Below are 24,096 nucleotides of genomic sequence, written 5' to 3'. Positions count from 1 at the left end.
CCTAACTTGGCAGGATCGTCACTGGTTCCCGTCCCATCGGTCCCGGAGGCATGTCTTGGACACCCCTTTCTCGACGCTCATCCGCACGGCTTCGCACGAACAGCACACCGAGGCGGAGACGTCGTCCTTCATGGGTGACCTGCTCGGCGGGCGGCTCGCCGTCGACGCCTACGCCCGCTACACCGAGCAGCTGTGGTTCGTGTACCGCGCCCTGGAGGAGGGCGCGGAGGCCCTGCGCGCGGACCCGGTCGCCGGGCCCTTCGTCCAGCCCGAGCTGTTCCGCACCGAGGCCCTGGAGCGGGACCTGGCCCATCTGCGGGGCCCCGACTGGCGCGCCGGGGTCTCCCCGCTGCCCGCCACCGTCGCCTACGCCGAGCGGATCACCGAGTGCGCCCGCGACTGGCCCGCCGGATACGTCGCCCACCACTACACCCGCTACCTCGGCGACCTGTCGGGCGGTCAGATCATCCGCGACAAGGCGGAGCGCACCTGGGGCTTCGACCGCAAGGGCGACGGCGTCCGCTTCTACGTCTTCGAGGGCATCGCCAACCCCGCCGCGTTCAAGCGCGCCTACCGGGAGCTGCTCGACGGGGTGGACGCCGACGACCTGGAGAAGCAGCGGATCGTCGACGAGTGCAAGCGCGCCTTCGACTTCAACAGTGCCCTCTTCGGGCAGCTGGGCGGTGAGTTCCCGCTCAGCGCGTGAGCGTTCCCTCCAGGCGGACCCGTCCGCCGAGTTCCACGATTCCGTCAGGGCCGGGGGCAGTGAGCAGCTGCGAACCCCGGCCCTGCGTGATGTTCAGGGCCCGGCCCAGCTCCGCCGTGAGCAGCAGCGCCGCCGCGCCGGTCGCCTCGTCCTCGTCGATGCCGTCGCCGCGTCCGGGGAAGGCCCGCGCCCTGATCCGGCCCGCCGCCTCCTCCTCCCAGGCCCAGGCGTAGATCCACTCCCCCGGCTCGGGCACGGCGAGGGCCTCGACCTCGGCGGCGGAGCCGTACTGGCGCAGGGTCCTCGGCGGCGCCCACTCGGCGCGCGCCTCGATCCAGGTGAACTCGCCGTCGCCGCGCACCCACACCTCGCCCGCGGGCGGCTGGACGACCTCCAGGTCGAGCAGCCAGGCGGCGCCGACGAGCGGGTGTCCGGCGAACGGCAGCCGCAGTCCGGGGGTGTAGATGTCGACGATCCCGCGCTCCGGGTCGTCCACGAACACCGTCTCGCTGAATCCGAGTTCCCTGGCGAGTGCCTGCCGGGAGGTCTCGTCGGGGTGGGTGCGGGCGTCCCGTACGACTCCGAGGGCGTTGCCGTACCGGCCGTCGCCCGCACAGAAGACCCGGAGGACGTCGATCTCGGTGGCGGTGCCGTACGCGGTCGTGTTCATGGCGGAATTGAAGCATCCAGGAGAAGGCGGCAGGGCCGCACCCGGAGAACGGGTGCGGCCCTGCCGTGTCGGGGTGGTGGTTCAGGAGCCCTGCGCTCGGCGGCGCACGGCGACGACGACACCCGCGCCCGCCGCCACGGTGAGGGCGGAGGCGGTGATGAGGAGGGTGGTCGGGACGTCCGAGCCGGTGGCGGCGAGGGCGCCGGAGCCGCCCGTCGGGGAGGAGCCGCCCACGCTGCCGCCGCCGACCGTGCCTCCGCCGCCGACGGTTCCGCCGCCGAAGCTTCCGCCGCCCGTGGTGGCGGAGCCGTCGCCGCCGGTGCCGCCCGAGCCGTCCGTGCCTCCGTCGCCGCCCGTGCCGCCGGTGCCCGGGGGCAGGGTGGCGTCGCCGTCGAGCGCGATGCTGACGGTCAGCGGGTCCAACTCGGTGCCGGCGAGGTAGCCGCCCTGGCCGCCCGGGGCGCTGAAGGTCGCCGAACCGGCCTCGGTCAGCGTCGCCGGGATCCCGGCGAGGGTCACGACGCCCTTGTCCGCGGCCCAGTCGGCCTTGGAGAGGTCGAGGGAGGCGAGGGCCACGCCCTTCCGGGCGCCCTGCGCGCCGGTGACGTCGGCGAGCAGGGTGCCGGTGGTGCCGGACGCCTTCACCTGGAGGCCGCCGACGGTCCAGTCGATGCCGTGCGCGTCGCAGACGAAGGAGACCTTGCCGGAGAAGGAGGCGTCGAGCTTGCGGGCGTCGGAGTCGAGGTCGGCCTTGAGGAAGCCGAAGTCGTAGGCGGCGCCGTTCCGCTCCGCGCCGTCGGCCGCGGTGATCTTGCCGCCGCAGATCTGTCCGACGTACCGCTGCCAGCTCTGCTTCACGCCCCAGGTCAGCTTGCCGTCGACCGTCGTGGCGGGGGGCTCGGTGGTGGGCGGGGCGGTCGTCGGAGGGGCCGTGGTGGGCGGGGGCGTGGTGGGCGGGGGCGTGGTCGGGGGCTGAGTGGTGGGCGGAGGCGTGGTGGGCGGAGGCGTGGTCGGGGGCTGAGTGGTGGGCGGAGGCGTGGTGGGGGGCGTGGTGGGCGGCTCCGTCGTCGGAGGCGTGGTCGGCGGCGTGGTGGGGGGCTCCGTCGTCGGCGGGGTCGTCGGCGGCGTGGTCGGAGGCTCCGTCGTCGGCGGGGGCGTGGTCGGCGGGGTCGTCGGGCGGCTGCCGACCTTCACCGTGAGGGTCGCCGCGTCCAGGGCGTCACCCTCCTTGTAGAAGCCCGCGAACGCCGCCGCGCCGTCCTTCGTCAGCTTCGCCGGTATGTCCTTGAAGATCATGGCGCCGTCCGCGCCCCGGCCCGGCCTGACCTGGCTCATGTCGAGGGCCGCGAAGTCGATGTCGTCGTGGGTGGTGAAGGAGCCGTCCTTCTCCTTGGTCACGACGTCGGCGATGATCTCGCCGGTCGGCGCGGCCGAGCCCTTCGTCCTCAGCCTGACGTCCGAGACGCGGATGTCGAGGGCGCCCTGGTGGGCCTCGAAGCGGACCGTGCCCTTGAAGGAGTTGGCGGTGCCGTGGGTGCCCGTGTCGTACGTACCGGTGCCCTCGACGAAGGTGAAGACGCCGTTGCCCTCGGCCTGGCGGGCGCCTTCCCCGACCGTGGTCCTGCCGTGGGCGAACGGCTGGGCGAGGTACGAGCGGAACGACTGCTTGACGCCCCAGTCGAGCGTGCCGTCGACCAGCGTCATCGGCGGCGCGCCCTCGGCCGCGGCGGGCAGGGCGAGGGCGACGGCGCCCGCGCCCAGGGCGGCGGCCGTGGCGACGGCGGCGGCCAGGGTGACGGATCGGCGCAAGGGGATGGCCATGACGGGTTTCTCCTAGTGGGGGACGCGTGCGCGAAGGGGGGTGCGCGGGAGGGAGGTTCGGGAGGCTCAGGCCGCGGGGCTGTCGCCGCCGGTACGACGGCGGCGTACGGCAACGAGGACGCCGAGCGCGGCGACGAGCAGGACGCCCGCGCCGATCGCGAGGTACAGGCCCAGGGACGGCGCGGAGGCCCCGGCAGCGGCGGACGCCGGGGCCGCCGGGGCTGACGGGGTGGCCGGGGCGGCCGGGGCGGCGGAGGCGGACGGGGCGGCGGACGGGGCGGCGTCGCTGCCGAGGTCGGGGAGCGCGGGCAGGGCGGCCCCGGCGTCGACGGCGACGGCGAGGGACACCGGGTCCATCGCGGTCCCGGCGCGGTACATCCCGCCGAAGGCCTCGGCGCCGCCCTCGGTGAGGGTGGCGGGGGCCTCGGTGACGACGGCGAGGCCGTTCCTCGGGGTGAGGTTCCGGGCGGTGAAGGTGACGAGGGGGACGGCCCGGTCGGTCTTCCCGGCGCTGGTGACGTCGGCGCTGAGGGTGCCGGTGCCGCCGGTGACCTTCACCGTGACCTTGCCGAGGGTGAGGTCGAGGTGGGCGCCGGTGAAGCGGACGCTGCCCGCGAAGGCGGCGTCGAGGGTGCCCTTCCCGGGGTCGTACGCGCCCTTGCCCGAGGGGAAGCGGAAGAGCGCGCCGCCGTCCTGGGCGCCGTCCGCGAAGGTCCACCGGCCCTGGGAGACGGCGCCGGTGACGTACTCGCGGAAGGTGCGGCGGACGCCCCAGTCCACGGCGGCGGCGCGGAGGCTCCCGGTGGTGGGGGCCTTGGTGGCCGAGGGGCTCGTGGAGCCGGTCGGGGCGGGCGGGGCGGTGGTCGGCGCCGTGCTGGGGGCCGTGGCCCTCGGGGCCCTGACGTCGACGGTGAGGCTGACCGGGTCGAGCCGGGTGCCCGCCGGGTAGTACCCGGCGAAGGCGGTGGCGCCCTGCGCGGTGAGGGTGGCGGGCACGCCGGTGAGGGAGACGGGGCTGCCGCCGCCGCGCATGTCGATGCCGCCGACGGCGAGGGTGGCGAGCGGGACCTGCGCGGAACTGGTCGTCCGGCCGCTGCCCTTGGCCTTGCTCGCCATGTCGGCGTAGAGGGTGCCGCGGCCGTCCCTGATCACGATCCGGGGGCGGCTGATGCTGAGGTCCAGTTCGTTGCCGCCGTCGGGCTTGCGGTGGCCGGTGAAGCGGACGCCGCCGGAGAAGGCGGCTTCGAAGGCGCCGGTGGCGGGGTCGTACGAGCCCCGGGCCGAGTGGAAGCGGAACTGGCTGCCGCCGACCGTGGCGGCTCCGCCGGTGAGGCCCCAACTGCCCTGGGCGATGGGCCCGGTGACATAGCTCTGGAAGGAGGACTTGATGCCCCAGTCGAGCCGTCCGCCCTGCACCGTACGGCTCTCCGCGTGGGCGGCACCTGCGGGAAGGAGGGCGGCGAGCAGCGCCGTGAACAGGGTCACGGCGAGCACGCGGGCAGGTCTGGGCAGCGGCATGGAACCCCTCCGAGGACTAGGAACTGAGGTAAGGCTAACCTAAGCTACATCCGGCCCAGGGGGGAGCCCTCCGGGGCGGTCAAGCTCATGGACCTACGAAGCGGAACGAAGACAGGACGGTGTCCGGTGCGCAGAACTCGCCTCGCGGGAGCACTGACAGCAGTGCTCGCGCTTGCCCTCGCGGCAACAGGCTGTGGCGGAGGGAGCGACCGAGCAGGCCCGGACGGAGCGGGAAACGGAACCGGAGCAAGTGCGTCCGGTCCGGCTTCCACCGGCCCTGACCGGGTCGAGCCGATCGCCGACCCGGCCACGCCCCGACTCCCCGTCACCGTCCCTTCCGCCGACGGCCGCAGGGTCACCGTCACGTCCACCGAGCGGGTCGTCCCGCTCAGCGGCTCCCTCAGCGAGATCGTCTTCACCCTCGGCCTCGGCGGGCACGTCGTCGCCAAGGACGTCACCGCGACCTTCGAACAGGCCGACGGGCTCCCGGTGGTGACCCGGGCCCATGACGTCTCCGCCGAGAGCGTGCTCTCGCTGCGGCCCACCCTGGTCATCGCCGAGGGCACCACGGGACCGGCCGAGGCCATCGCCCAGATCCGGGACGCGGGCGTCCCGCTCGTCGTCGTGGCCCCCGCCAAGGGGCTCGCGGACGTCGGCACCCGGATCGGCGCGGTCGCCGCCGCCCTCGGCGTGCCCGGCTCCGGCGAGACGCTGAAGAAGCGCACCCAGGAGCGGATCGACGCCGTGCGGAAGGGGATCCCGGCCCGCGCCGAGCACCCCCGGGTGGCGTTCCTGTACCTCCGGGGCTCGGCCGCCGTCTACCTCCTCGGCGGGGCCGAGTCCGGCGCGAGCTCCCTCCTGGAGGCCGCCGGGGCGGTCGACGCGGGCAAGGAGTCCGGTCTGACCAAGGACTTCACCGCCATCACCAGCGAAGCCCTGGCGAAGGCCGCGCCCGACGCGATCCTCGTCATGAGCAAGGGCCTCGGCTCCGTCGGCGGGGTCGACGGCCTGGTGAAGATCCCCGGCATCGCCGAGACCCCCGCCGGGGCGGACCGCCGGGTCGTCAGCGTCGACGACGGCGTCCTCCTCAACTACGGCCCGCGCACGGACCGGGTCCTGAAGTCCCTGGTCGCCCAGTTGTACGGGGAGGGCAAGTGACCGCGCTCCAGGAGACCCCGCCGGAACCCGGGACGGCGCCCCCGCCGGGGGCGGCCCCCGGAACGGCCGCGGCGAAGGCCGCGGACCCCGCCCCCGCACCGGCCGCGGCGAAGGCCGCCGGACCCGCCCCCGGGAGCCGCGCCGCCCGCCGCACCACGCCCCTCCTCACCGTCGGTCTGCTCGGCGTCCTGCTGCTGCTTGCCCTGCTCTCCGCCGGGATCGGGGCGTACGAGATCCCGCTCGGCGACGTCCTGTCCTCCGTCCAGCACCGGATCGGGCTCGGCGGGCAGGCGCTCGACCGGACCGCCGAGAGCGTCCTGTGGAACATCCGGCTCCCCCGGGTCGTCCTCGCCGTCCTCGTCGGTGCCTCGCTCGGCTGCGCGGGCGCCCTCATGCAGGGCGTGTTCGGCAATCCGCTGGCCGAGCCGGGCGTCATCGGCATCTCGGCGGGCGCGGCCGTCGGCGCGGTCGGCGCCATCTCGCTCGGACTCACCTTCCTCGGCAACTGGACGGTGTCCTTCTGCGCCTTCGTCGCCGGGCTCGCGACCGTGCTCCTGGTGTACGCGCTCTCCCGTTCCGGCGGCCGTACGGAAGTCGTGACGCTGATCCTCACCGGCATCGCGGTCAACGCCTTCGCGGGCGCCCTCATCGGCCTCTTCATCTTCTTCGCCGACAACGCGCAGGTCACCCAGATCACCTTCTGGCAGCTCGGTTCGCTCGCCCAGGCCACCTGGCCCAAGGTCCTCGCCGTACTGCCGTGCGCCCTCCTCGGTCTGGCCGTCGCCCCCTTCTACGCCCGCAGGCTCGACCTGCTCGCCCTCGGCGAACGGCCCGCCCGGCACCTGGGCGTGGACGTGGAGCGGCTGCGGATCGCGCTGATCCTGGTGGTCGCGCTGCTCACGGCGGCGGCGGTCGCGGTGGCCGGGATCATCACCTTCGTCGGGCTGCTCGTCCCGCACCTGCTGCGGATGGCGAACGGCCCCGGGCACCGCTTCCTGGTGCCGGGCAGCGCGCTCGGCGGGGCGGTCGTCCTCACCGCCGGCGACCTCGCGGCCCGTACGGTCGCGGCTCCGGCCGAACTCCCCCTGGGCGTCCTCACCGCCCTCATCGGCAGCCCGTTCTTCTTCTGGCTGCTGCGCAGGACCCGTCGCAGGCAAGGTGGTTGGGCATGACATCCGCAGCATCCAGGACGACCGGTGCGGCCGGTACGGCTGAGGTGGACAAGGTGGACGAGGTGGACGAGGTGCCCGAGGCATCCGGGGCGACCGGCGCGGCCGAGGCATCTGTGACGGCCGTGACGCCCCGGGCATCCATGACGCCCAAGGCGTCCAAGGCGTCCAAGGCATCAGTGGCCTCCCTGGCGGCCGTACGGCTGCGCGCCCTGCTTCCCGAGCGGCGCACGCGTGCGCTGCCCTCCCCCGCCGCTCCCGGCGAGGTGGTCGCCGAGGCGGTCGGCCTGCGGGTCTCGCTCGGGCGGCGGGCGGTGCTCGACGGGGTCGGCGTCCGGGTGCGGGCCGGGGAGGTGCTGGCCCTGGTGGGCCCGAACGGGGCCGGGAAGTCGACCCTGCTCGGCGCGCTGGCCGCCGACATCGCCCCCGCCTCCGGGGAGATACGGATCGGGGGCCGCCCCGCGGGCGACTGGTCCCCCGGCGAACTGGCCCTGCGGCGCTCGGTGCTGCCGCAGTCCGCGGCGCTCGCCTTCCCGTTCCCGGTCGGCGAGGTCGTACGGATGGGCCGGGCGCCCTGGGCGGGCACCGAGCGGGAGGACGAGGACGAGGCGGCCGTCGCCGCGGCGATGGCGGCCACCGAGGTCGAGGAGTTCGCCGGGCGGCCCTTCTCCGGGCTCTCCGGCGGCGAGCGGGCGCGGGTCGCGCTGGCCCGGGTCCTCGCCCAGCGGACCGGTCTGCTGCTGCTCGACGAGCCGACCGCGGCCCTGGACCTGCGGCACCAGGAACTGGTCCTGCGGGTCTGCCGGGAGCGGGCGGCGGCCGGGGACGCGGTGGTGGTCGTACTGCACGACCTCGGGCTCGCGGCGGCGCACGCGGACCGGATCGGGGTGCTGCACGGCGGCCGGATCACTGCCGAGGGCCCCCCGTCGGAGGTGCTGGACGCGGAGCTGTTGAGCCGGGTGTACCGGCAGCCGGTGGAGGTGTTCCCGCACCCGGGGACCGGCGTTCCGCTCGTCGTACCGAAACGTACTTCCGAGTAATCGGAATCAGGACAATACCCAGCAATGCGCCCACCCTTGACCGTCCCTTGACCTTGCCATGAAGACCCCGTGGAACCCTCGTTATCCCCTCGTGTCCGGTCTGTCGGAGCTGAGAGGTGAATCACTGGACGGGCGGGTATGGCTGAGGTAAGCCTCGGTTAAGTTAGGTCCGCCTCAGCCGTCCCGTGTTCCTGGAGTCCCCATGCGAGCCGTCCGCCTCTCCGTCGTCACCGCCGCCGCGACCGCGGCGGCTCTGGCCGCCGTCACGGGCTGCACCCAGAAGAGCGGCGCGGAGGCGGGCGACGGCACGATCACCGTCGTCGCCAAGGACGACTCCTGCGAGGTCTCGAAGAAGGAGTTCCCGGCCGGGCACGTGAAGCTGAACGTGGAGAACCGCGGCTCCAAGGTCACCGAGGTCTACGTCCTCTACCCGGACGACCGGATCGTCACCGAGCGCGAGAACATAGGCCCCGGCACCAAGGCGGGCCTGACCGCCGAGATCAAGGCCGGCGACTACGAGATCGCCTGCAAGCCCGGCATGAAGGGCGACGGCATCCGCCAGCAGGTCAGGGCCACCGGCGGCGGCGCCAAGGGCCCCGAGCGCTCCCCCGAGATGGACGCGGCCGTCGCCGCCTACCGCCAGTACGTGCAGGCCCAGGCCGAGGCGACCCTCCCCAAGGCGAAGGTCTTCACCGACGCCGTCCGCGCCGGTGACGTCGAGGCCGCGAAGAAGGCCTACGCCGAGTCCCGCATCGGCTGGGAGCGCACCGAGCCGGTCGCGGAGTCCTTCGGCGACATCGACCCCAAGGTCGACGTCCGCGAGGACGGTCTGGAGGAGGGCCAGGACCCGGCGAAGGACTGGACCGGCTGGCACCGCCTGGAGAAGGCGCTCTGGCACGACAAGAAGATCGGCACCGCCGAGAAGGGCCTCGCCGACACCCTCGACAAGGACCTCGCGGACTGGGTGAAGCGGGTCGGCAAGGCCGAGATCACCCCGACCTCCATGGCCAACGGCGCCAAGGAGCTCCTGGACGAGGTCGCCAGCGGCAAGGTCACCGGCGAGGAGGAGCGCTACTCGCACACCGACCTCGTCGACTTCAAGGCGAACGTCGAGGGTGCGCAGAAGTCCTTCGACCTGCTCAAGCCGGTCGCTCAGAAGAACGACCCGGAGCTCGTCGCCGAACTCGACAAGCAGTTCGCCGCGCTGAACACGCTCCTCGACAAGTACCGCGCCGACAAGAGCGGTTACGACTTCACCTCGTACGACAAGGTCGGCAAGGCCGAACGCAAGGAGCTGTCCGACGGCGTCAACGCCCTCGCCGAGCCGCTCTCCAAGCTCGCCGCCGCCGTCGTCAAGTAGTCGCCGGGTCGGCAGGGACGGGAACGCGGACATGGCGGGGACGGCGGACATGGCGGGGACGGCGGGCATGGCAGACGAGACGGACGCACCGGAGGCGGCCGGGGCTCCCGCGCCCTCCCGCCGCAGTGTCATCGGCTGGGGCGGTGCGGGGCTCGCGCTCGGTGCCGCCGCGGCCGGGGGCGCCGCCGCCCTGGTCCACCGCGGGGACACCCGGGCCCCGGTGGCCGACAGCGGCGCGGCCGTGCCGTTCCACGGGGCGCACCAGGCGGGCATCGCCACCGCCGTCCAGGACCGGCTGCACTTCGCCTCCTTCGACGTGACGACGGAGGACCGCGCGGAACTCGTCCGGCTCCTCAAGGACTGGACCCGGGCCGCCGAGCGGATGACGGCCGGTGCCGAGGTCGGAGAGGGGGCGTACGGCGGGCTGCCGGAGGCTCCCCCGGACGACACCGGCGAGGCCCTCGGCCTCAAGCCGTCCCGGCTCACCCTCACCCTCGGCTTCGGGCCCTCGCTCTTCGACGGGCGCTTCGGTCTGGAGGACCGCCGTCCCGCCGCCCTGGTGGAACTGCCCCGGTTCCCCGGTGACAACCTCGACCCGGCCCGCAGCGGCGGCGACCTCTGCGTCCAGGCCTGTGCGGACGACCCGCAGGTCGCCGTGCACGCCATCCGCAACCTGGCCAGGATCGGCTTCGGCAAGGTCGCCGTGCGCTGGTCGCAGCTCGGCTTCGGCAAGACGTCCTCGACGACCCCGGACGCCCAGACCCCCCGCAACCTCTTCGGCTTCAAGGACGGCACCCGGAACATCGCGGGCACCGAGACCGGACGGCTCGACGAGCACGTCTGGGTCTCCGGCGAGGACGCCCGGGGCGGTGCCGCCTGGATGGACGGCGGCTCGTACCTGGTGGCCCGCCGCATCCGGATGCACATCGAGACCTGGGACCGCACCTCGCTCGTCGAGCAGGAGGACGTCTTCGGCCGCGACAAGAAGGAGGGCGCGGCCGTCGGCAAGGCCAAGGAGCACGACGAGCCGTTCCTGAAGGCGCTGAAGCCGGACTCGCACGTCCGGCTGGCGCACCCCGACACCAACGCCGGGGCGACGATCCTGCGGCGCGGCTACTCCTTCACGGACGGCACGGACGGTCTCGGGCGCCTGGACGCGGGCCTGTTCTTCCTGGCGTACCAGAAGGACGTCCGGACCGGTTTCATCCCCGTGCAGACCTCGCTGGCCCGCGCGGACGCCCTCAACGAATACATCCAGCACGTGGGTTCCGCGCTGTTCGCGGTCCCGCCGGGCGTCCGGGACAAGGACGACTGGTGGGGCCGGGCGCTGTTCTCCTGACGGAGCTGACGGAGAAGGAGCACCGACGTGTTCGGTAACTATCTGATCGGCCTGCGCGAGGGCCTCGAAGCCAGCCTGGTCGTCTGCATCCTCATCGCCTATCTGGTGAAGACCGGCCGCCGGGACGCCCTGAAGCCGATCTGGATCGGCATCGGGGTGGCCGTCGCCGTGGCCCTCGCCTTCGGCGCGGGTCTCGAATTCGGCTCCCAGGAGCTGACGTTCGAGGCGCAGGAACTGCTCGGCGGCTCGCTGTCGATCGTCGCCGTCGTCCTGGTGACCTGGATGGTCTTCTGGATGCGGCGCACGGCCCGGCACCTGAGGTCGGAGCTGCACGGAAGGCTGGACGCGGCCCTGCAGATGGGCACGGGCGCGCTGGTCGCCACCGCCTTCCTCGCGGTGGGCCGCGAGGGCCTGGAGACGGCGCTCTTCGTGTGGGCGTCGGTACGGGCCTCCTCCGACGGCACCTACGCGCCGCTGGCCGGGGTGCTCCTGGGCCTGCTCACGGCGGTGCTGCTCGGCTGGCTGTTCTACCGGGGCGCGCTGCGGATCAACCTGGCGAAGTTCTTCACCTGGACCGGCGGGATGCTGGTCGTGGTGGCGGCGGGCGTCCTCGCGTACGGCGTCCACGACCTCCAGGAGGCACGTTTCCTCGGCGGTCTCGCGGACAGGGCCTTCGACGTCTCGGCGACGATCCCGCCGGACAGCTGGTACGGCACGCTCCTGAAGGGCGTGTTCAACTTCCAGCCGGACCCGACGGTCCTCCAGGTCACGGTGTGGGCGCTGTATCTGGTCCCGACGCTCGCGCTGTTCCTCGCCCCGATAGGGTCGGGTCCGTCCGCGCGGGTGAAGAAGCAGAAGGCGACCGATGAGACGGCTGAGGCTGGGGCGAACGCCGGAACGAGCGCGTGAGCGGTCGTCGGCGCGGCGGCACACACGGCTCCTGGGCGCGGCGGCCACGGCCGTCGTCCTGGCTCTGACGGCGGGCGGCTGCGTCACCGTCCACGGTGAGCTGGCGCTGCTGCCCCCGGCGACGGAGGCCGAGGCGGCGCGGGCCCTCGCCGATTTCACCGCGGCCTACAACCGGGCCGACAAGGCCAACGACCCCGCCCTGTCCGCGAGCCGGGTCACCGGTCCGCTCGGGGAGATCAACCAGGCGGGGCTGCGCGCGCGGGCGGCCACCCAGCCGGGCGGGAACACGGGCCACCGGCCCCTGGAACTGACGGACGCGCGGTTCGTCCTGCCCCGCAAGGCGGGCTGGCCGCGCTGGTTCGTCGCGGACACCGATCCCGATGTGGACGTCGACCGGGGCGCGGGCGACCAGCGCTGGCTGCTGCTCTTCGTGCGCGACGGGCCCCGGCAGCCGTGGGAGGCCGCGCATCTGGTGATCCTCGGGTCGTCCCAGGTGCCCGTGTTCGCCGAGGAGGGCGGGTTCGCGGTGCCGGTCGCGGCGGACGCCGACGGTCTGGCGGTCGCGCCGGGGAAGCTCGGCGAGGAGTACGTCGCCGCCCTCCGGAAGGGCGGTCCGGGGCCGTTCGCCGCCGGGCCCCACACGTCCCTGCTGCGGGAGCGGCGGCAGGGCGCGGCCCAGCGGCCGGGGCTCGTCACCCAGTACCTGGACCAGGCCACGGACCGGGGCGACTTCGCCCCGTTCGGGCTGCGGACGAAGGACGGCGGCGCGTTCGTCTTCTTCTCCACCCGGTCCTTCGAGCGGCAGACGGCGGCGCCGGGCTACCGGCCGAAGGTCGATCCCGACGTCAAGGCGCTGCTGACCGGCCAGGTCAAGAACACCGTCACCAAGGAGTGGGTCTCCGACCAGGTGGCCCTGGTGCGTCCGGCGGGCGGCACGGGCCGGAAAGACGACGGGGTCACGGTCCTCGCCCGGCTCCAGGGCGTGGTGGGGGCGCAGGGCTCGTAGCGCGACGGTCGCCGTCCACCGGACGGGCCGTGGACGAACCGTGCGCGAACCGTGCGCGCCGGGTGGGGCCGGTGTGGATCAACGGGTCAGCGGGTCAGCGGCCAGGCGATCTCGTGGTCGGAGTGCTCGCCGTCACCGTCCGCCTCGCGCTCGGCGACATGGCGGGCGCAGAAGTCCTGGAGGGTCTCCAGGAGGTTCAGCGGGTCGGGCAGCGGGTGCTCGGGGCCCCGGAGCCAGGCGACGACCGGGTGGGCGCTCTCGTCACCGGGGAGGCGGGCCGGGGGCAGGAGCACGTAACTGCCCCGGCAGTGCCAGCGGAGTCCCGGATGCTCGTCCATGGTCTCCGGATGACAGTCCAGCTCGCACGGCCACCACTCGTCCTCGTCCTCGGGGGTGCCCCGGGTCGCGGTGAAGAAGAGCATCCGGCCGCCGACGGTGTCGAGGTCGGCGGACTCGGCGACCGGGCCGACCTCGACGCCCTCGGCGAGCAGTCGCTCCAGGGCGGCGCGGCCCGCGGCGAGGGGCACGTCGAGGACGTCGTGGACCATGCCGGTGGCGGTGATGAAGTTCGCCTCGGGCTCGTTGCGCGCCCAGCGCTCGATCTGGGCGCGGTCGGTGGTCGACTGCGTCTGCCAGGCGAAGGAGACGGGGTGCCGGGCGGGGGTGGGACAGCCGATCCGCTCACAGGAACAGCTGTAGCCGACGGGGTACGCGGCGGGGGCCAGGGGCATCCCCGCGGCGGCGACGGCCAGGAGCAGCTTCTCGCGGTCGTTCCCGTCGTCGGCCGCGGTGCGTCCGGGGCGCCTGCGCAGCCACTGTGCGAGTTTGCTCTCCGTGCCGCGGTAGCGGCCGATGCCGTCGCCCATCTATCCCCTCACACCTCATGCTCGCCCGTTCGGCTCTGCCCATGGTCCCACCATCCTGCGCCCCGGGTGACCGGAGTGCGGAACCGGGGTACCGCGAGACGCGTCAGGGCCTGGGCGCGAGGCCGCGCAGGGCGAGGTCCACGAGGGAGTCGGCGTAGGCGTGGGTCAGCGGCAGGGTGCGGTGGAGCCACCGGTGGTGGAGCGGGCCGACGAGGAGTTCGAGGGCGGTGCGCGGGTCCACGTCCGGGTCGATCTCACCGGCGGCCCGCGCGGCCTCCAGACGGCGGACGTAGTGCTGGAGCTGGGGTTCGAGCAGGGCTTCGGTGAAGCGGGCGCCCAGCTCGGGGTCGACGATCCCCTCGGCGGCGAGGGCGCGGGTGGGGCCGTCGACGGCGGGGTCGTTCAGCTCGTCGACGGTGGCGCGCAGCACGTACCGGAGGTCGGCGGCGAGGTCCCCGGTGTCGGGGATGCCGCTCCCGGCGTCGCCGCCGTGGGCCTCGGCCGCCCGGTCCTGGAGGTCGAGGAAGGCGTCGAGGAGCACGGCCGCCCTGGAGGGCCACCAGCGGTAGATGGTCTGCTTGCCGACGCCCGCGCGGGCGGCGATGCCCTCGACGGTGGTCTTCGCGTAGCCGCTCTCGGAGACGAGCGCGAGGGCGGCGTCGAAGATGGCACGTCGGGAACGCTCGCTGCGGCGTGAGGCGTCGGGGGCCTTGGTGTCGGACATGAAGCCAATCTACCAGCGGACGAGACGCGCCGTCTCGCGTGATGGCTTCGGGTGGGCGGGGGATCCGTAGGGGCGGGGGAATCCCGTGGGGGCGGGAGGGACCCCGTAGGGGCGGGGGAATCCCGTGGGGGTGGGAGGGACCCCGTAGGGGCAGGGCCGACCCCTACGGGTGGGGTGACCCGTCTCACGGGCGGTGGGCCGTCGCCGTACGGGCGGAGCGGGTCCCCCCTGCCGGACGTGGGCGGCTCGGTCCGTCCCGTGAGGGTCGGGGGGACTCGGTCCCGTACGAGCGCGGGCCGCCCTGTCCCGTGCGGGCGGAGGCACCCGGTCCCCTACGGGGCCGGGTGGGGGTGAACCACCCGAACGGTCCACAGCGCGCGCGGCTCCGAAGGCGGACCATGGGGTCCACCGATCCGGCGGAACCTCCGCCCACCGGCCCTTCCGTCCGCCCGTCCGTGAGGAGCCCTCCTTGCGCACCACCCCGCGCGTGCCCTCGCCCCGCCGTTACCTGATGTGCCCACCCGCGCACTTCACGGTGACGTACTCCATCAACCCCTGGATGGACCCCACGAAACCGGTCGACCTGCCGCTCGCCCTCACCCAGTGGGAGGACCTGCGCGACCGCTACCGGGCACTCGGCCACACCGTCGAGCTGCTCGCGCCCGATCCCGCCCTGCCGGACATGGTCTTCGCCGCCAACGGCGCCACGGTCGTCGGGGGCCGGGTGCTGGGCGCCCGGTTCGCCCACCCCGAGCGCGAGGCGGAGGCCGCCCGGCACCTGGCGTGGTTCCACGGGAACGGCTGGGCCGACGACGCCGTACGGGTCCCGGAGCACGTCAACGAGGGCGAGGGCGACTTCGCCGTCACCGCCTCCTGGATCCTGGCCGGGCGCGGCTTCCGGTCCAGTCCGCTCGCCCAGGGCGAGGCGCAGGAGTTCTTCGGCCGCCCGGTCGTCGGACTGGACCTCGTGGACCCGCGCTACTACCACCTGGACACCGCGCTGTGCGTCCTGGACGACGCGGCGGACGAGGTCATGTACTACCCGGACGCCTTCTCGCCCGGCAGCCGCGCGGTGCTCGCCCGGCTCTTCCCGGACGCGCTGGTCGCGTCGGCCGAGGACGCGGCGGCCCTCGGGCTCAACGCGGTGAGCGACGGCCGTCACGTACTGCTGCCGCAGGCGGCCGTGGGCCTCTTCGAGCCACTGCGCCGACGCGGCTTCGAACCCCTGGGGATGGACCTCGGCGAACTCCTCAAGGGCGGCGGCAGCGTGAAGTGCTGCACCCAGGAGCTGCGCCCGTAGGACACCCGCCCGCGCGGGGACGGCCGCCCTCACGGGGACGGCCGGACCTGCCCCTCCCCGCGCGGGCAACTACCCAGGTCAGAGGGGTGGAAAGGGTGTTCTTCGCGGATAGGGTGCGGCCATGGTTCCCCCCGTCCCCGCCGACGCCCGCCCGCTGCCGCTCCGGGAGCGGAAGAAGCTCCGCACCCGCCGCGCCCTCGCCGACACCGCGCTGCGCCTCTTCGCCGAGCGCGGACTCGACGCGACGACGGTGGACGATCTGGTGGACGCCGTGGAGGTCTCGAAGAGCACCTTCTTCCGCACCTTCCCCACGAAGGAGGCCGCCGCCACCGAGGCCGAGGCCGAGCTGTGGTCGGCCTTCGCCGCCGCCCTCGGCCGCCGCGCCCTGTCCGGCCCGGTCCTCGGGGAACTCCGGGAGACCCTGTGCGGAACGGTCACCGCGCTCGGCCCGGAGTGGACCGGACGGTACGCGGCCACCCGGCGGCTCGCCCTCGGGGAACCCGCGCTGCTCGCCCCCCTGGCGCTCCACCGGGCCGGGGGCGCCCGGCGGACCGGGGACCTGCTGACCGCCGCCCTCGGGCTGCCGCCGGACGACCTCAGGCCCCGGGTCCTCGCGGAACTCACGGCCACCGGCTGGGACATCGCCGCACGCGACTGGGTCGGCACCGGCGGCCGGGGCGGCCCGCGGGCCCTGCTGCGGGACGTCGGACGCGTCTTCCGCGCCCTCCCCGCCTGCCTGGAACTCACCGCCGAGGGGTGAGCCCCGGCCGTGAACCGGGCGGCGGGTTCAGTCCATGTCCTCCGGCGGCCACACGTCGCCCCACTCGGTGTCCCTGGCCTGCTTGTAGAGCGGGCCGTGGCGCTTGGTCACCGTCTCGCGGGCGAGGCCGTCCGGGCCGCACAGTTCGAGCAGGACCAGGCCCTTGCGGATCTGCGGCCTGCGGGTGACACGGGAGACGGCGGGCGTCACCGGGAACCGGGTCGCCGCCACGTACGCGTACTTCTCGTCCTCGTACGGCAGCGAGCCGCCCTTCACCTGCCGGTGCAGCGAGGACCGGCTGACCCGGGCCGCGAAGTGGCACCAGTCCGTGCCGGGCTCGATCGGGCAGGCCCCGCTGTGCGGGCAGGGCGCGGCGACGGTGAACCCGGCGTCGACGAGGAGGGTGCGGGCCGCGATGATCCGCTCGTACCCGTCGGGGGTGCCGGGCTCGACGACCACCACGGTCCCGGCCGCCCGCGCCGCCTCGGTCACCAGCGCCGTCCGGTCGGCGGGGGTGAGTTCCTTGAGGACGTACGAGACGGTGACGAGGTCCGTGTCCGCCAGGCGGAGCGCGCCGCCGATCCGGGCGGTGCGCCACTCGGCGTCCAGGGCACCGGCCGCGAGTTCACGGCCGAGCGCCAGGGCGGGTTCGGCCCAGTCGAGGACGGTGGTGCGCGGCGGACGCTCCCCCCACGCCTCGGCGACGGCCCAGCTCGCCGCGCCCGTGCCGCCGCCGACATCGGTGTGGGTACGGGGTTCCCAGTCGGGCGCGGCCCCGCGCAGGGCGCCGAGGGCGCCGCGTACCGCCTCGAAGGTCGCCGGCATCCGGTAGGCGGCGTAGGCGGCGACGTCGGAGCGGTCGCGCAGCACGGGGACGTCCGTCGGGGTGGTGCCCCGGTAGTTGGCGATCAGCCGCTCGACGGCCTGGGCGGCCCGGTTGGGCGGCAGCCCGTCAAGGAGCCCGGCGAGGGCGGCGCGCAGGGAGTCGGCGGAGGGGGCGGAGACGTTCACCGAGACAGTCTAGGCGGGGCCGGTGGGGTGGAGGGCGGGGGTGGCTCGGGGTCGCGCAGGGGCGGGGCCCTCACGCGGGGGCCCTCACGCGGGGGCCCTCACGCGGGGGCGCGCATGAGGACGGCGGGTGGGCCGGGAGGTCGGGCCGTGGGACGGGAGCGGCCGGGCGGCCGGGCGGCCGAGGCATCCGGGGAGAGGGCGGAAGCGGCCGGGAGGCCGGGCCGTGGGAGCGGGAGGCCGCCCCCGTCCGGGGCCTATGCCCCCGTCGCGGTCTTCGTGCGGGCCGTCCGCCACGGCTGGCACAGGCCCAGGAAGCAGGCGAGGGCGAGGACGCCGCAGCTCAGCTGGACGACGGCCATCGGGACGGCGGTGTGCTCGCCCGCGATGCCGACCAGCGGCGAGGCCACCGCGCCGACGAGGAAGGACGTGGTGCCCAGCAGGGCGGAGGCGGACCCGGCGGCGTGCGGGGTGCGCATCAGGGCCTGGGCGTTGGTGTTCGGCATGGCGAGGCCCATCGCGGACATCAGGACGAAGAGTCCGGCGGCCACCGGTACGAGCCCGACCTCGCCGAAGACTCCGCTGGTCATCAGGAGCAGCGCGATTCCGGCGAGCAGGATGATGCCGAGGCCCCAGCCGAGGGCCTTGTCGAGGCTGACCCGGCCGACCAGCAGCTTTCCGTTGACCTGGCCGACGGCGACGAGCCCGATGGAGTTGAGGCCGAAGAGGAGGCTGAAGGTCTGCGGCGAGGCACCGTAGATCTCCTGGACGACGAACGGCGAGGCCGAGATGTACGCGAAGAGCGCCGCGAAGGCGAACCCGCCGGTCAGCATGTACCCGGTGAAGACCCGGTCGGCGAGGAGCCCCTTCATGGTGCGCAGGGCCTCGCCCACGCCTCCCTCGTGCCTGCGCTCCGGCGGCAGCGTCTCGCCGAGGAAGCGCCAGACGACGAAGGTGAGGAGGACGCCGATCACGGTGAGGACGTGGAAGACGCCCCGCCAGTCGGTGATCCGCAGGATCTGGCCGCCGATGAGCGGCGCGATGATCGGGGCGACCCCGGAGATCAGCATCAGGGTGGAGAAGAAGCGGGCCATCTCCACGCCGTCGTAGAGGTCGCGGACGACCGCTCGGGCGATGACGATGCCCGCGGCGCCCGCGAGGCCCTGGAGCAGCCGGAAGCCGATGAGGAGCTCGGCGGTGGGCGCGAGGGCGCAGACGGCGGTGGCGAGGACGTACACGACCATGCCGATGAGCAGCGGGCGGCGGCGCCCCCACCTGTCGCTCATGGGGCCGACGACGAGCTGTCCGAGGGCCATGCCCGCGAGGCAGGCGGTGAGGGTGAGCTGCACGGTGGCGGCGGGGGCTCCCAGCGCGCCGGTGACCTCCGGGAGCGCCGGGAGGTACATGTCCATGGAGAGCGGCGGGAGGGCGGTGAGCCCGCCCAGGACGAGGGTGACGAGGAGGCCGGTCCGGCGGGCGGCGGTGGGGGCGATCGGGACGGGGGCCCCGGTCGTCGCGGTGGCCGCGGCTGTCGTGGTGGTCCCGGCTGTCCCGCCGGTCGCGGTGGTCCCCGGCGCTTCGGCCGCCTCGCCTCCGGGGCTTCCGGGGGCCGGGGCGGCGGTGGCTATGTGTCCCGGCGTCGTGTTCTGACCGCTCTCCGGCATCGACAGCTCCCATTCGTTGAATCCTTGCCTATGCTCTCAGCTCGACCGGCATGGTCGGGAACTCTGCGGGACGGGTGGGGAACATGGGGAAGACAGTTCGCTGGGGAATCCTGGCGACGGGCGGCATAGCGGAACGGTTCACCTCCGACCTGCTGGCGCTCGACGGCGCGGAGGTCGTCGCCGTGGCGTCCCGTACCGGGGCTTCGGCGAAGTCCTTCGCCGACCGGTTCGGCATCCCCCGGGCGTACGGCGATTGGGAAGGGCTCTTCGCCGACGACGACGTGGACGTGGTCTACGTGGCCACCCCCCATCACGCGCACCGGGAGGCCGCGGGCCGCGCCCTCACGGCCGGCCGGGCGGTCCTGTGCGAGAAGGCCCTCACCCTGAACGCCCGCGAGGCGGCGGAGCTCGTCGCGCTCTCCCGTGAGCGGGGCGTCTTCCTGATGGAGGCCATGTGGATGTACTGCAGCCCGCTGGTCCGCCGCCTCGCGGAACTGGTCCGTGACGGGGCGATCGGCGAGGTCAGGACGGTGCAGGCGGACTTCGGGCTCGCGGGCCCGTTCGCCCCGGACCACCGGCTGCGGGACCCGGCCGTGGGCGGCGGGGCGCTGCTGGACCTCGGGGTGTACCCGGTGTCGTTCGCGCAGCTGCTCCTGGGCGAGCCGGACACGGTCCACGCCCACGCGCTGCTCTCCCCCGAGGGCGTCGACCTGAACACGGGCGCGCTCCTCGGCTGGGCGGACACCGGCGCCTCCGCGCTGCTGTCCTGCTCGATCGTGGCGGACACCCCGCTGACGGCGTCGGTGACGGGCTCGCTGGGCCGGATCGACGTCCCGCGCGGCTTCTTCTACCCGGAGCGCTTCACCCTGCGCAGGCACGGCCACGAACCGGAGGAGTTCGTGTCCGGCGACGACCCGCACTCCCTGCGGCACGAGGCGGCCGAGGTGATGCGCTGTCTGCGCGCGGGCGAGACGGAGTCCCCGCTCGTCCCGCTCGACGGCTCCCTCGCGGTGATGCGGACCCTCGACGCGATCCGCACCCGCATCGGCGTCCGCTATCCGCAGGAGGACGCGGGAGGGCTTTAGGGGTTGGGAGCCCGTGGGGGCTTGCTCGTGGGGGCTTGCCCGTGGGGGCTCGAGGCCGGTAGGAGACCCGGCGACCCCTGAGGGACCGGCCGGACCTTTGGTGGACGCCGTGGGCCCGTACCCGTAGGGGGGCGTGGACCTGCGAGGGGCCGTGCCCGTAGGGGCACGTACAGCCCGTAGGTCCCGTGCGCTCCCCCGCACCCCGCGCACCCCGCCAAGGGGGCCCGCTCGCCGCCGGGCTCCGGACATCCGCCTGTCGGAATGGTGATTCCACTCGACGTGCGTCTCGCGTACGCTGCCCGGCCATGAGCATCGCAGTGGTGACGGGAGCGGGGTCGGGGATCGGCCGGAGCGTGGCGCTCGCCCTGGCCTCGGCCGGGTGGTCGGTGGCCCTCGCGGGGCGCCGGGCGGAGGCCCTGGAGGAGACGGCCGCAGCCGCTCCGGACGGCGACTTCCTGGTCATGCCGACGGACGTGACCTCTCCGGAACGGGTCGCGGACCTGTTCGCTGCGGTACGGGACCGGTACGCGCGCGTGGACCTGCTCTTCAACAACGCCGGTACGTTCGCGGGCGGCGGCGTCCCGGTCGAGGACCTCGACCCGGACACCTGGCGGACGGTCGTGGACGTCAATCTGACGGGCGCGTTCCTCTGCGCCCAGGCCGCCTTCCGGCTCATGAAGGAGCAGGACCCGCAGGGCGGCCGGATCATCAACAACGGCTCCGTCTCGGCCCATGCGCCGCGCCCGCACTCGATCGCGTACACGGCGACGAAGCACGCGATGACGGGTCTCACCAAGTCCCTGTCCCTCGACGGGCGCCCGTACCGGATCGCCTGCGGCCAGCTGGACATCGGGAACGCGGCGACGGAGATGACGGCCCGTATGCAGACCGGCATCCTCCAGGCCGACGGGCGGCTCGCGCCGGAGCCCGTGATGGACGCGGCGGACGTGGCGGCGACGGTGGTGCACATGGCGGCCCTGCCCTTGGAGGCGAACGTGCAGTTCGCGACGGTGATGGCGACGGGGATGCCGTACATCGGGCGCGGCTAGCCCGCCGGTCGGGACGGGGCCGGGAGACGGCCAGGGGGCCATGGGGCCAGGGGGCCATGGGGCCATGGGGCCATGGGGCCATGGGGCCATGGGGCCATGGGGCCATGGGGCCATGGGGCCATGGGGCCATGGGGCCATGGGGCCATGACGAGCCTCTCGGGTCTCGCCCCACCCGCCGGGGCCAGGCCGGGGCCGGACCGGGACCGGGGCCGGACCGGGACCGGCTCGATAGCCGGGCCAGGCTGACCGGTCGCACCGGCGGGACCGGCCGCACCGAACGCACCGGCGGGACCGGACGGACCCCCGCCGGGCCCCGGGCCCCGGGCCCCCGCGCCCCGGGGCCGCCGCCGTGCGTGCTCCGAGTCGCCGGTGGCGGGATGGCTCCATTCGACCCGAGCACTGCGTGACCAGGAATCACATCGAGGTTCCGAGGCCTCACCTCACGGGACCCCCCTCAACCGGACGTACGCGCCAAGGGTGAAGCTCATTGCCGCACGCCCCCGCGACCGTCCCGCGCTGCCACAATCCCGTCCGGGTGGGGGCGCACGAGGGGCGGGGGGCGGTCATGACGGAACACGGCGGCGCGTACGGGCGCGTCGGGGCGGCGGAGCGGGCGGACGGCCGGGGGCCGCGCGCCGCACCCCGGCACGTGGCCTGTGTGATGGACGGCAACGGGCGCTGGGCGGCCCGCCGTTCGCTGCCCCGCACCGAGGGCCACCGGGCGGCCGAGACCACGGTCATCGACGTCGTCGAGGCGGCCAGGTCCGCCGGTGTCGGGTGGCTGAGCCTGTTCGCCTTCTCCACCGAGAACTGGACCCGCCCCGAGGACGAGGTGGACCAACTGATGCGCCTGGTGCGCCGGGCGGTCCGCAGACACGCGCCGCTGCTGCTCGCGCGCGGTGTCCGATGCCGGTTCCTCGGGGTGACGGACCCCCGCGTCCCGCGTGAACTGGCCCGTGACTTCCACGACTTGGAGACGCTGACCGGAGCCAACCGGGGCATGACGCTGACCGTCGCCTTCGACCACGGCGGACGGCGGGACATCGTCGAGGCGGCCCGCTCGCTGATCCGCAGCGGGACACCGGCCGACGCCCTGACCGAGGATCTGTTCGCGGCCCATCTGCCCTTCCCCGACACCCCGGACGTGGATCTGGTGATCCGTACCTCCGGCGAGCAGCGCATCTCGAACTTCATGCTCTGGCAGGTCGCCTACGCGGAATGGCTCTTCCCGCAGGTGCTGTGGCCGGACTTCCGCGCGGCGCACTTCGCCGAGTGCCTGCACACCTACGCGCGACGGGAGCGCCGCTTCGGCGGTGTCCCGTCCCGACGAACGGAGACCGAATGACGCAGACCCGTACCGAAGCCCACGCGGACGGGCCGCCCCTGTTCGGGCCGGGCTCGCTGTTCGACACGATGTTCGACGATCCCCGGTGGGCGCTGGCGATGGTCCGCGCGACCGTCCTGGAGGCGGCCCACCCGCAGATCGGCGCGGCCCTGACCGACAACTCGACCTTCGTGGCCCATCCTTGGCGCCGTCTGCGGAACACCTTCCTGAGTATGCGGCGGATGTTCGGCGCCGAGGAGGAGGTGCGGCGGCGGGAGGCAGCGCGGCTCAACCGGCTGCACGCCCGGATGGCCGGGAGCGACGCCCGGGACCGCCCGTACGACGCCATGGACCCGGGCGCGCGGGCGTGGGTGACGGCGACGCTGTTCGAGAGCGCCGTCACCATGTTCCGGATGAGCGGCCAGCCGATGGCGCAGGAGACCATGGAGCGCCTGTACGCCGAGTTCCTGGCCTTCCACTCCGCGATGGGCGACGGCGCCGGGCACCTGCCGGAGGAACTCCACGACTTCTGGCCGTACTTCGACCGGACCGTGGAGGAGGTGCTGGAGGACACCGAGGCGGCCCGCGTCATCCTGTACCGGCTCTTCGACCACCTTCCCGTACCGGCGCTGCTCAGCGGGATGCCGACGCTCTGGGCGGCGGGCCGGTCGCTCGTCGGGCCGGTCATCGGCACGCTCACCGTCGCCTCCCTGCCGGAGTCGTACCGGCGGCGCGCCGGGCTGCCGGAGACGCCCGGCGCACGGACCCTGATGCAGGGCGCCTACGTCGCCGCCGGGCTCGCCCGCTTCCTGCCGGACGGCTGGCTGCGCGCCGAGGCGGTCATCGAGCTGCTCTCGCTGTCGCCGGAGAGCGACGACCCCCGGGTCCGGGCCGTCACCGGTCTGCACGAGCGGGTGAAGCGGGCCGGGGCCCTGATCCGGCTCGCCGCCCCCTTCGCCCCGGCGGGCGGAGAGCCGGGGCCGGGCCCGGCGGCGGGTGGGTCCGCGCGGGCCGAGGAAGGGGTACGGCGTTCGGCGGAGGAGTTCTTCCGGGAGGTCCTCGACCAGACGGGCGACGGGTACCTCGACTGGCCCGACCTCGCCGCGATGGCCCGCGAACTGGCCACCCGGCTCGATCTGGACGAGCCCGAGGAGACCCGGCTCTACCAGGCCTTCGCCGACTGGTGGCGCGAACTCCAGACGGCCCTCGACACGAACGGCGACGGGCGGATCAGTGCCGGGGAGTACGCCGGGGCCGTGCCGTCGCTCGCGGGGCCCGCGCTCGTCCGGGTCGCCGAGGTCCTCTTCGACGTGACCGACGCGAACGGTGACGGGACCATCGACGCGGACGAGTACCGGACGCTGTTCCGTACCGCGTTCCACCGCGACGACTCCGCCGCCCGGGGCACGTACACGCGCGCCGCCTTCGTCCGCGACTTCCTGTCCTTCATGTCCGCGCGCCGCCGGACCACGACGTACGACCCGATGCTCGCGGACGGGTAGCCGGGCAGGACGGGCAGGGGGACGGGAGTGTCGGGACGGGGCCTTGCTCCGGGTCGGGTGCTTCGGGTCCCCGCGCCGGGCCGGGGGCTACGGGTACGACGTCCGGGGTCCGACGCGC

21 protein-coding genes are annotated in these 24,096 nt (G+C 74.2%); 14 read left to right on the top strand and 7 right to left on the bottom strand.

The window, feature by feature from the left end; translation table 11 throughout:
• Window positions 1-55 precede the first annotated feature (55 nt).
• Entirely contained in the window at window positions 56-706 is a 651-nt protein-coding gene (locus tag ACIO92_RS07035) for a biliverdin-producing heme oxygenase (protein WP_366441465.1), read from the top strand.
• Here the strand turns inward: ACIO92_RS07035 and ACIO92_RS07030 are convergent.
• The 3 genes from ACIO92_RS07030 to ACIO92_RS07020 form a co-directional block, all read right to left on the bottom strand.
• Complete coding sequence (locus ACIO92_RS07030; RefSeq protein WP_366441464.1) at window positions 696-1,376, bottom strand: PhzF family phenazine biosynthesis protein; 681 nt, start codon at window positions 1,374-1,376, stop codon at window positions 696-698. The genes ACIO92_RS07035 and ACIO92_RS07030 overlap by 11 nt on opposite strands.
• Window positions 1,377-1,457: 81 nt before the next feature.
• Window positions 1,458-3,197, bottom strand: coding sequence for an HtaA domain-containing protein (locus ACIO92_RS07025; protein WP_402279579.1), 1,740 nt, complete (start codon window positions 3,195-3,197; stop codon window positions 1,458-1,460).
• Between the two features lie 66 nt (window positions 3,198-3,263).
• Window positions 3,264-4,715 (bottom strand): HtaA domain-containing protein, encoded by a 1,452-nt coding sequence (locus ACIO92_RS07020; RefSeq protein WP_402279581.1) that lies wholly within the window; start codon window positions 4,713-4,715, stop codon window positions 3,264-3,266.
• Window positions 4,716-4,802: 87 nt separating this feature from the next.
• Here ACIO92_RS07020 and ACIO92_RS07015 point away from each other — a divergent pair, with 87 nt between their 5' ends.
• The 7 genes from ACIO92_RS07015 (at window position 4,803) to ACIO92_RS06985 (ending at window position 12,696) form a co-directional block, all read left to right on the top strand.
• A complete protein-coding gene (locus ACIO92_RS07015; protein ID WP_366441461.1) occupies window positions 4,803-5,873 on the top strand; it encodes an ABC transporter substrate-binding protein in 1,071 nt (356 codons plus the stop codon).
• Complete coding sequence (locus ACIO92_RS07010; RefSeq protein ID WP_366441460.1) at window positions 5,870-7,045, top strand: iron ABC transporter permease; 1,176 nt, start codon at window positions 5,870-5,872, stop codon at window positions 7,043-7,045. Before ACIO92_RS07015 ends, ACIO92_RS07010 begins: the two co-directional genes overlap by 4 nt.
• Window positions 7,042-8,082 (top strand): heme ABC transporter ATP-binding protein, encoded by a 1,041-nt coding sequence (locus tag ACIO92_RS07005; protein WP_402279585.1) that lies wholly within the window; start codon window positions 7,042-7,044, stop codon window positions 8,080-8,082. Before ACIO92_RS07010 ends, ACIO92_RS07005 begins: the two co-directional genes overlap by 4 nt.
• A gap of 202 nt (window positions 8,083-8,284) precedes the next feature.
• Complete coding sequence (gene efeO, locus ACIO92_RS07000; RefSeq protein WP_366441458.1) at window positions 8,285-9,442, top strand: iron uptake system protein EfeO; 1,158 nt, start codon at window positions 8,285-8,287, stop codon at window positions 9,440-9,442.
• 67 nt (window positions 9,443-9,509) lie between these two features.
• Complete coding sequence (gene efeB / locus ACIO92_RS06995; protein ID WP_402279588.1) at window positions 9,510-10,781, top strand: iron uptake transporter deferrochelatase/peroxidase subunit; 1,272 nt, start codon at window positions 9,510-9,512, stop codon at window positions 10,779-10,781.
• A 27-nt stretch (window positions 10,782-10,808) separates the two neighbouring features.
• Window positions 10,809-11,690: an iron uptake transporter permease EfeU gene (gene efeU / locus ACIO92_RS06990; RefSeq protein WP_402279591.1), complete on the top strand. Its 882-nt coding sequence runs from the start codon at window positions 10,809-10,811 to the stop codon at window positions 11,688-11,690.
• Window positions 11,647-12,696, top strand: coding sequence for a hypothetical protein (locus ACIO92_RS06985; protein ID WP_402279594.1), 1,050 nt, complete (start codon window positions 11,647-11,649; stop codon window positions 12,694-12,696). The genes efeU and ACIO92_RS06985 overlap by 44 nt, the downstream gene beginning before the upstream one ends.
• 86 nt (window positions 12,697-12,782) lie before the next feature.
• On the opposite strand, the gene ACIO92_RS06980 is transcribed toward ACIO92_RS06985, so the two are convergent.
• A complete protein-coding gene (locus ACIO92_RS06980; protein ID WP_366441454.1) occupies window positions 12,783-13,562 on the bottom strand; it encodes a bifunctional DNA primase/polymerase in 780 nt (259 codons plus the stop codon).
• A gap of 103 nt (window positions 13,563-13,665) precedes the next feature.
• Window positions 13,666-14,286 (bottom strand): TetR/AcrR family transcriptional regulator, encoded by a 621-nt coding sequence (locus ACIO92_RS06975; RefSeq protein ID WP_366441453.1) that lies wholly within the window; start codon window positions 14,284-14,286, stop codon window positions 13,666-13,668.
• 469 nt (window positions 14,287-14,755) lie between these two features.
• Between ACIO92_RS06975 and ddaH the strand changes: the two genes are divergently transcribed.
• Both ddaH and ACIO92_RS06965 read left to right on the top strand, forming a co-directional pair.
• Entirely contained in the window at window positions 14,756-15,586 is an 831-nt protein-coding gene (ddaH, locus tag ACIO92_RS06970) for a dimethylargininase (protein WP_366441452.1), read from the top strand.
• Between the two features lie 121 nt (window positions 15,587-15,707).
• Window positions 15,708-16,346 carry a helix-turn-helix domain-containing protein gene (locus ACIO92_RS06965; RefSeq protein WP_366441451.1) on the top strand — a complete coding sequence of 213 codons (639 nt, stop codon included), beginning with the start codon at window positions 15,708-15,710 and terminating at the stop codon, window positions 16,344-16,346.
• Between the two features lie 27 nt (window positions 16,347-16,373).
• Here the strand turns inward: ACIO92_RS06965 and ACIO92_RS06960 are convergent, their stop codons facing one another.
• Together ACIO92_RS06960 and ACIO92_RS06955 are read right to left on the bottom strand one after the other, a co-directional pair.
• On the bottom strand, window positions 16,374-17,357 hold the full coding sequence (locus ACIO92_RS06960) for a small ribosomal subunit Rsm22 family protein (protein WP_401235913.1): 984 nt from the start codon (window positions 17,355-17,357) through the stop codon (window positions 16,374-16,376).
• A 254-nt stretch (window positions 17,358-17,611) separates the two neighbouring features.
• Window positions 17,612-19,018, bottom strand: a complete 1,407-nt coding sequence (locus ACIO92_RS06955; protein WP_402279600.1) for a Bcr/CflA family multidrug efflux MFS transporter — start codon at window positions 19,016-19,018, stop codon at window positions 17,612-17,614.
• Window positions 19,019-19,101: 83 nt separating this feature from the next.
• Here ACIO92_RS06955 and ACIO92_RS06950 point away from each other — a divergent pair, with 83 nt between their 5' ends.
• From ACIO92_RS06950 to ACIO92_RS06935, 4 genes are all read left to right on the top strand, one after another.
• Complete coding sequence (locus ACIO92_RS06950) at window positions 19,102-20,103, top strand: Gfo/Idh/MocA family protein (protein WP_401235916.1); 1,002 nt, start codon at window positions 19,102-19,104, stop codon at window positions 20,101-20,103.
• 305 nt (window positions 20,104-20,408) lie between these two features.
• Window positions 20,409-21,152: an SDR family oxidoreductase gene (locus ACIO92_RS06945; protein WP_402279603.1), complete on the top strand. Its 744-nt coding sequence runs from the start codon at window positions 20,409-20,411 to the stop codon at window positions 21,150-21,152.
• 661 nt (window positions 21,153-21,813) lie between these two features.
• The gene (gene uppS, locus ACIO92_RS06940) at window positions 21,814-22,497 is read left to right on the top strand and encodes a polyprenyl diphosphate synthase (protein ID WP_401235954.1); all 684 of its coding nucleotides are present in this window, start codon (window positions 21,814-21,816) and stop codon (window positions 22,495-22,497) included.
• Window positions 22,494-23,978: an oxygenase MpaB family protein gene (locus ACIO92_RS06935; RefSeq protein WP_402279606.1), complete on the top strand. Its 1,485-nt coding sequence runs from the start codon at window positions 22,494-22,496 to the stop codon at window positions 23,976-23,978. The genes uppS and ACIO92_RS06935 overlap by 4 nt, the downstream gene beginning before the upstream one ends.
• The last annotated feature ends 118 nt before the right edge of the window (window positions 23,979-24,096 follow it).

It is taken from the genome of Streptomyces sp. NPDC087215, from assembly GCF_044744885.1.
Classification (GTDB): Bacteria; Actinomycetota; Actinomycetes; order Streptomycetales; family Streptomycetaceae; genus Streptomyces.
The sequence above is the reverse complement of the archived record's forward strand: the minus strand, read 5'-3'. Positions and strand labels throughout refer to the sequence as shown.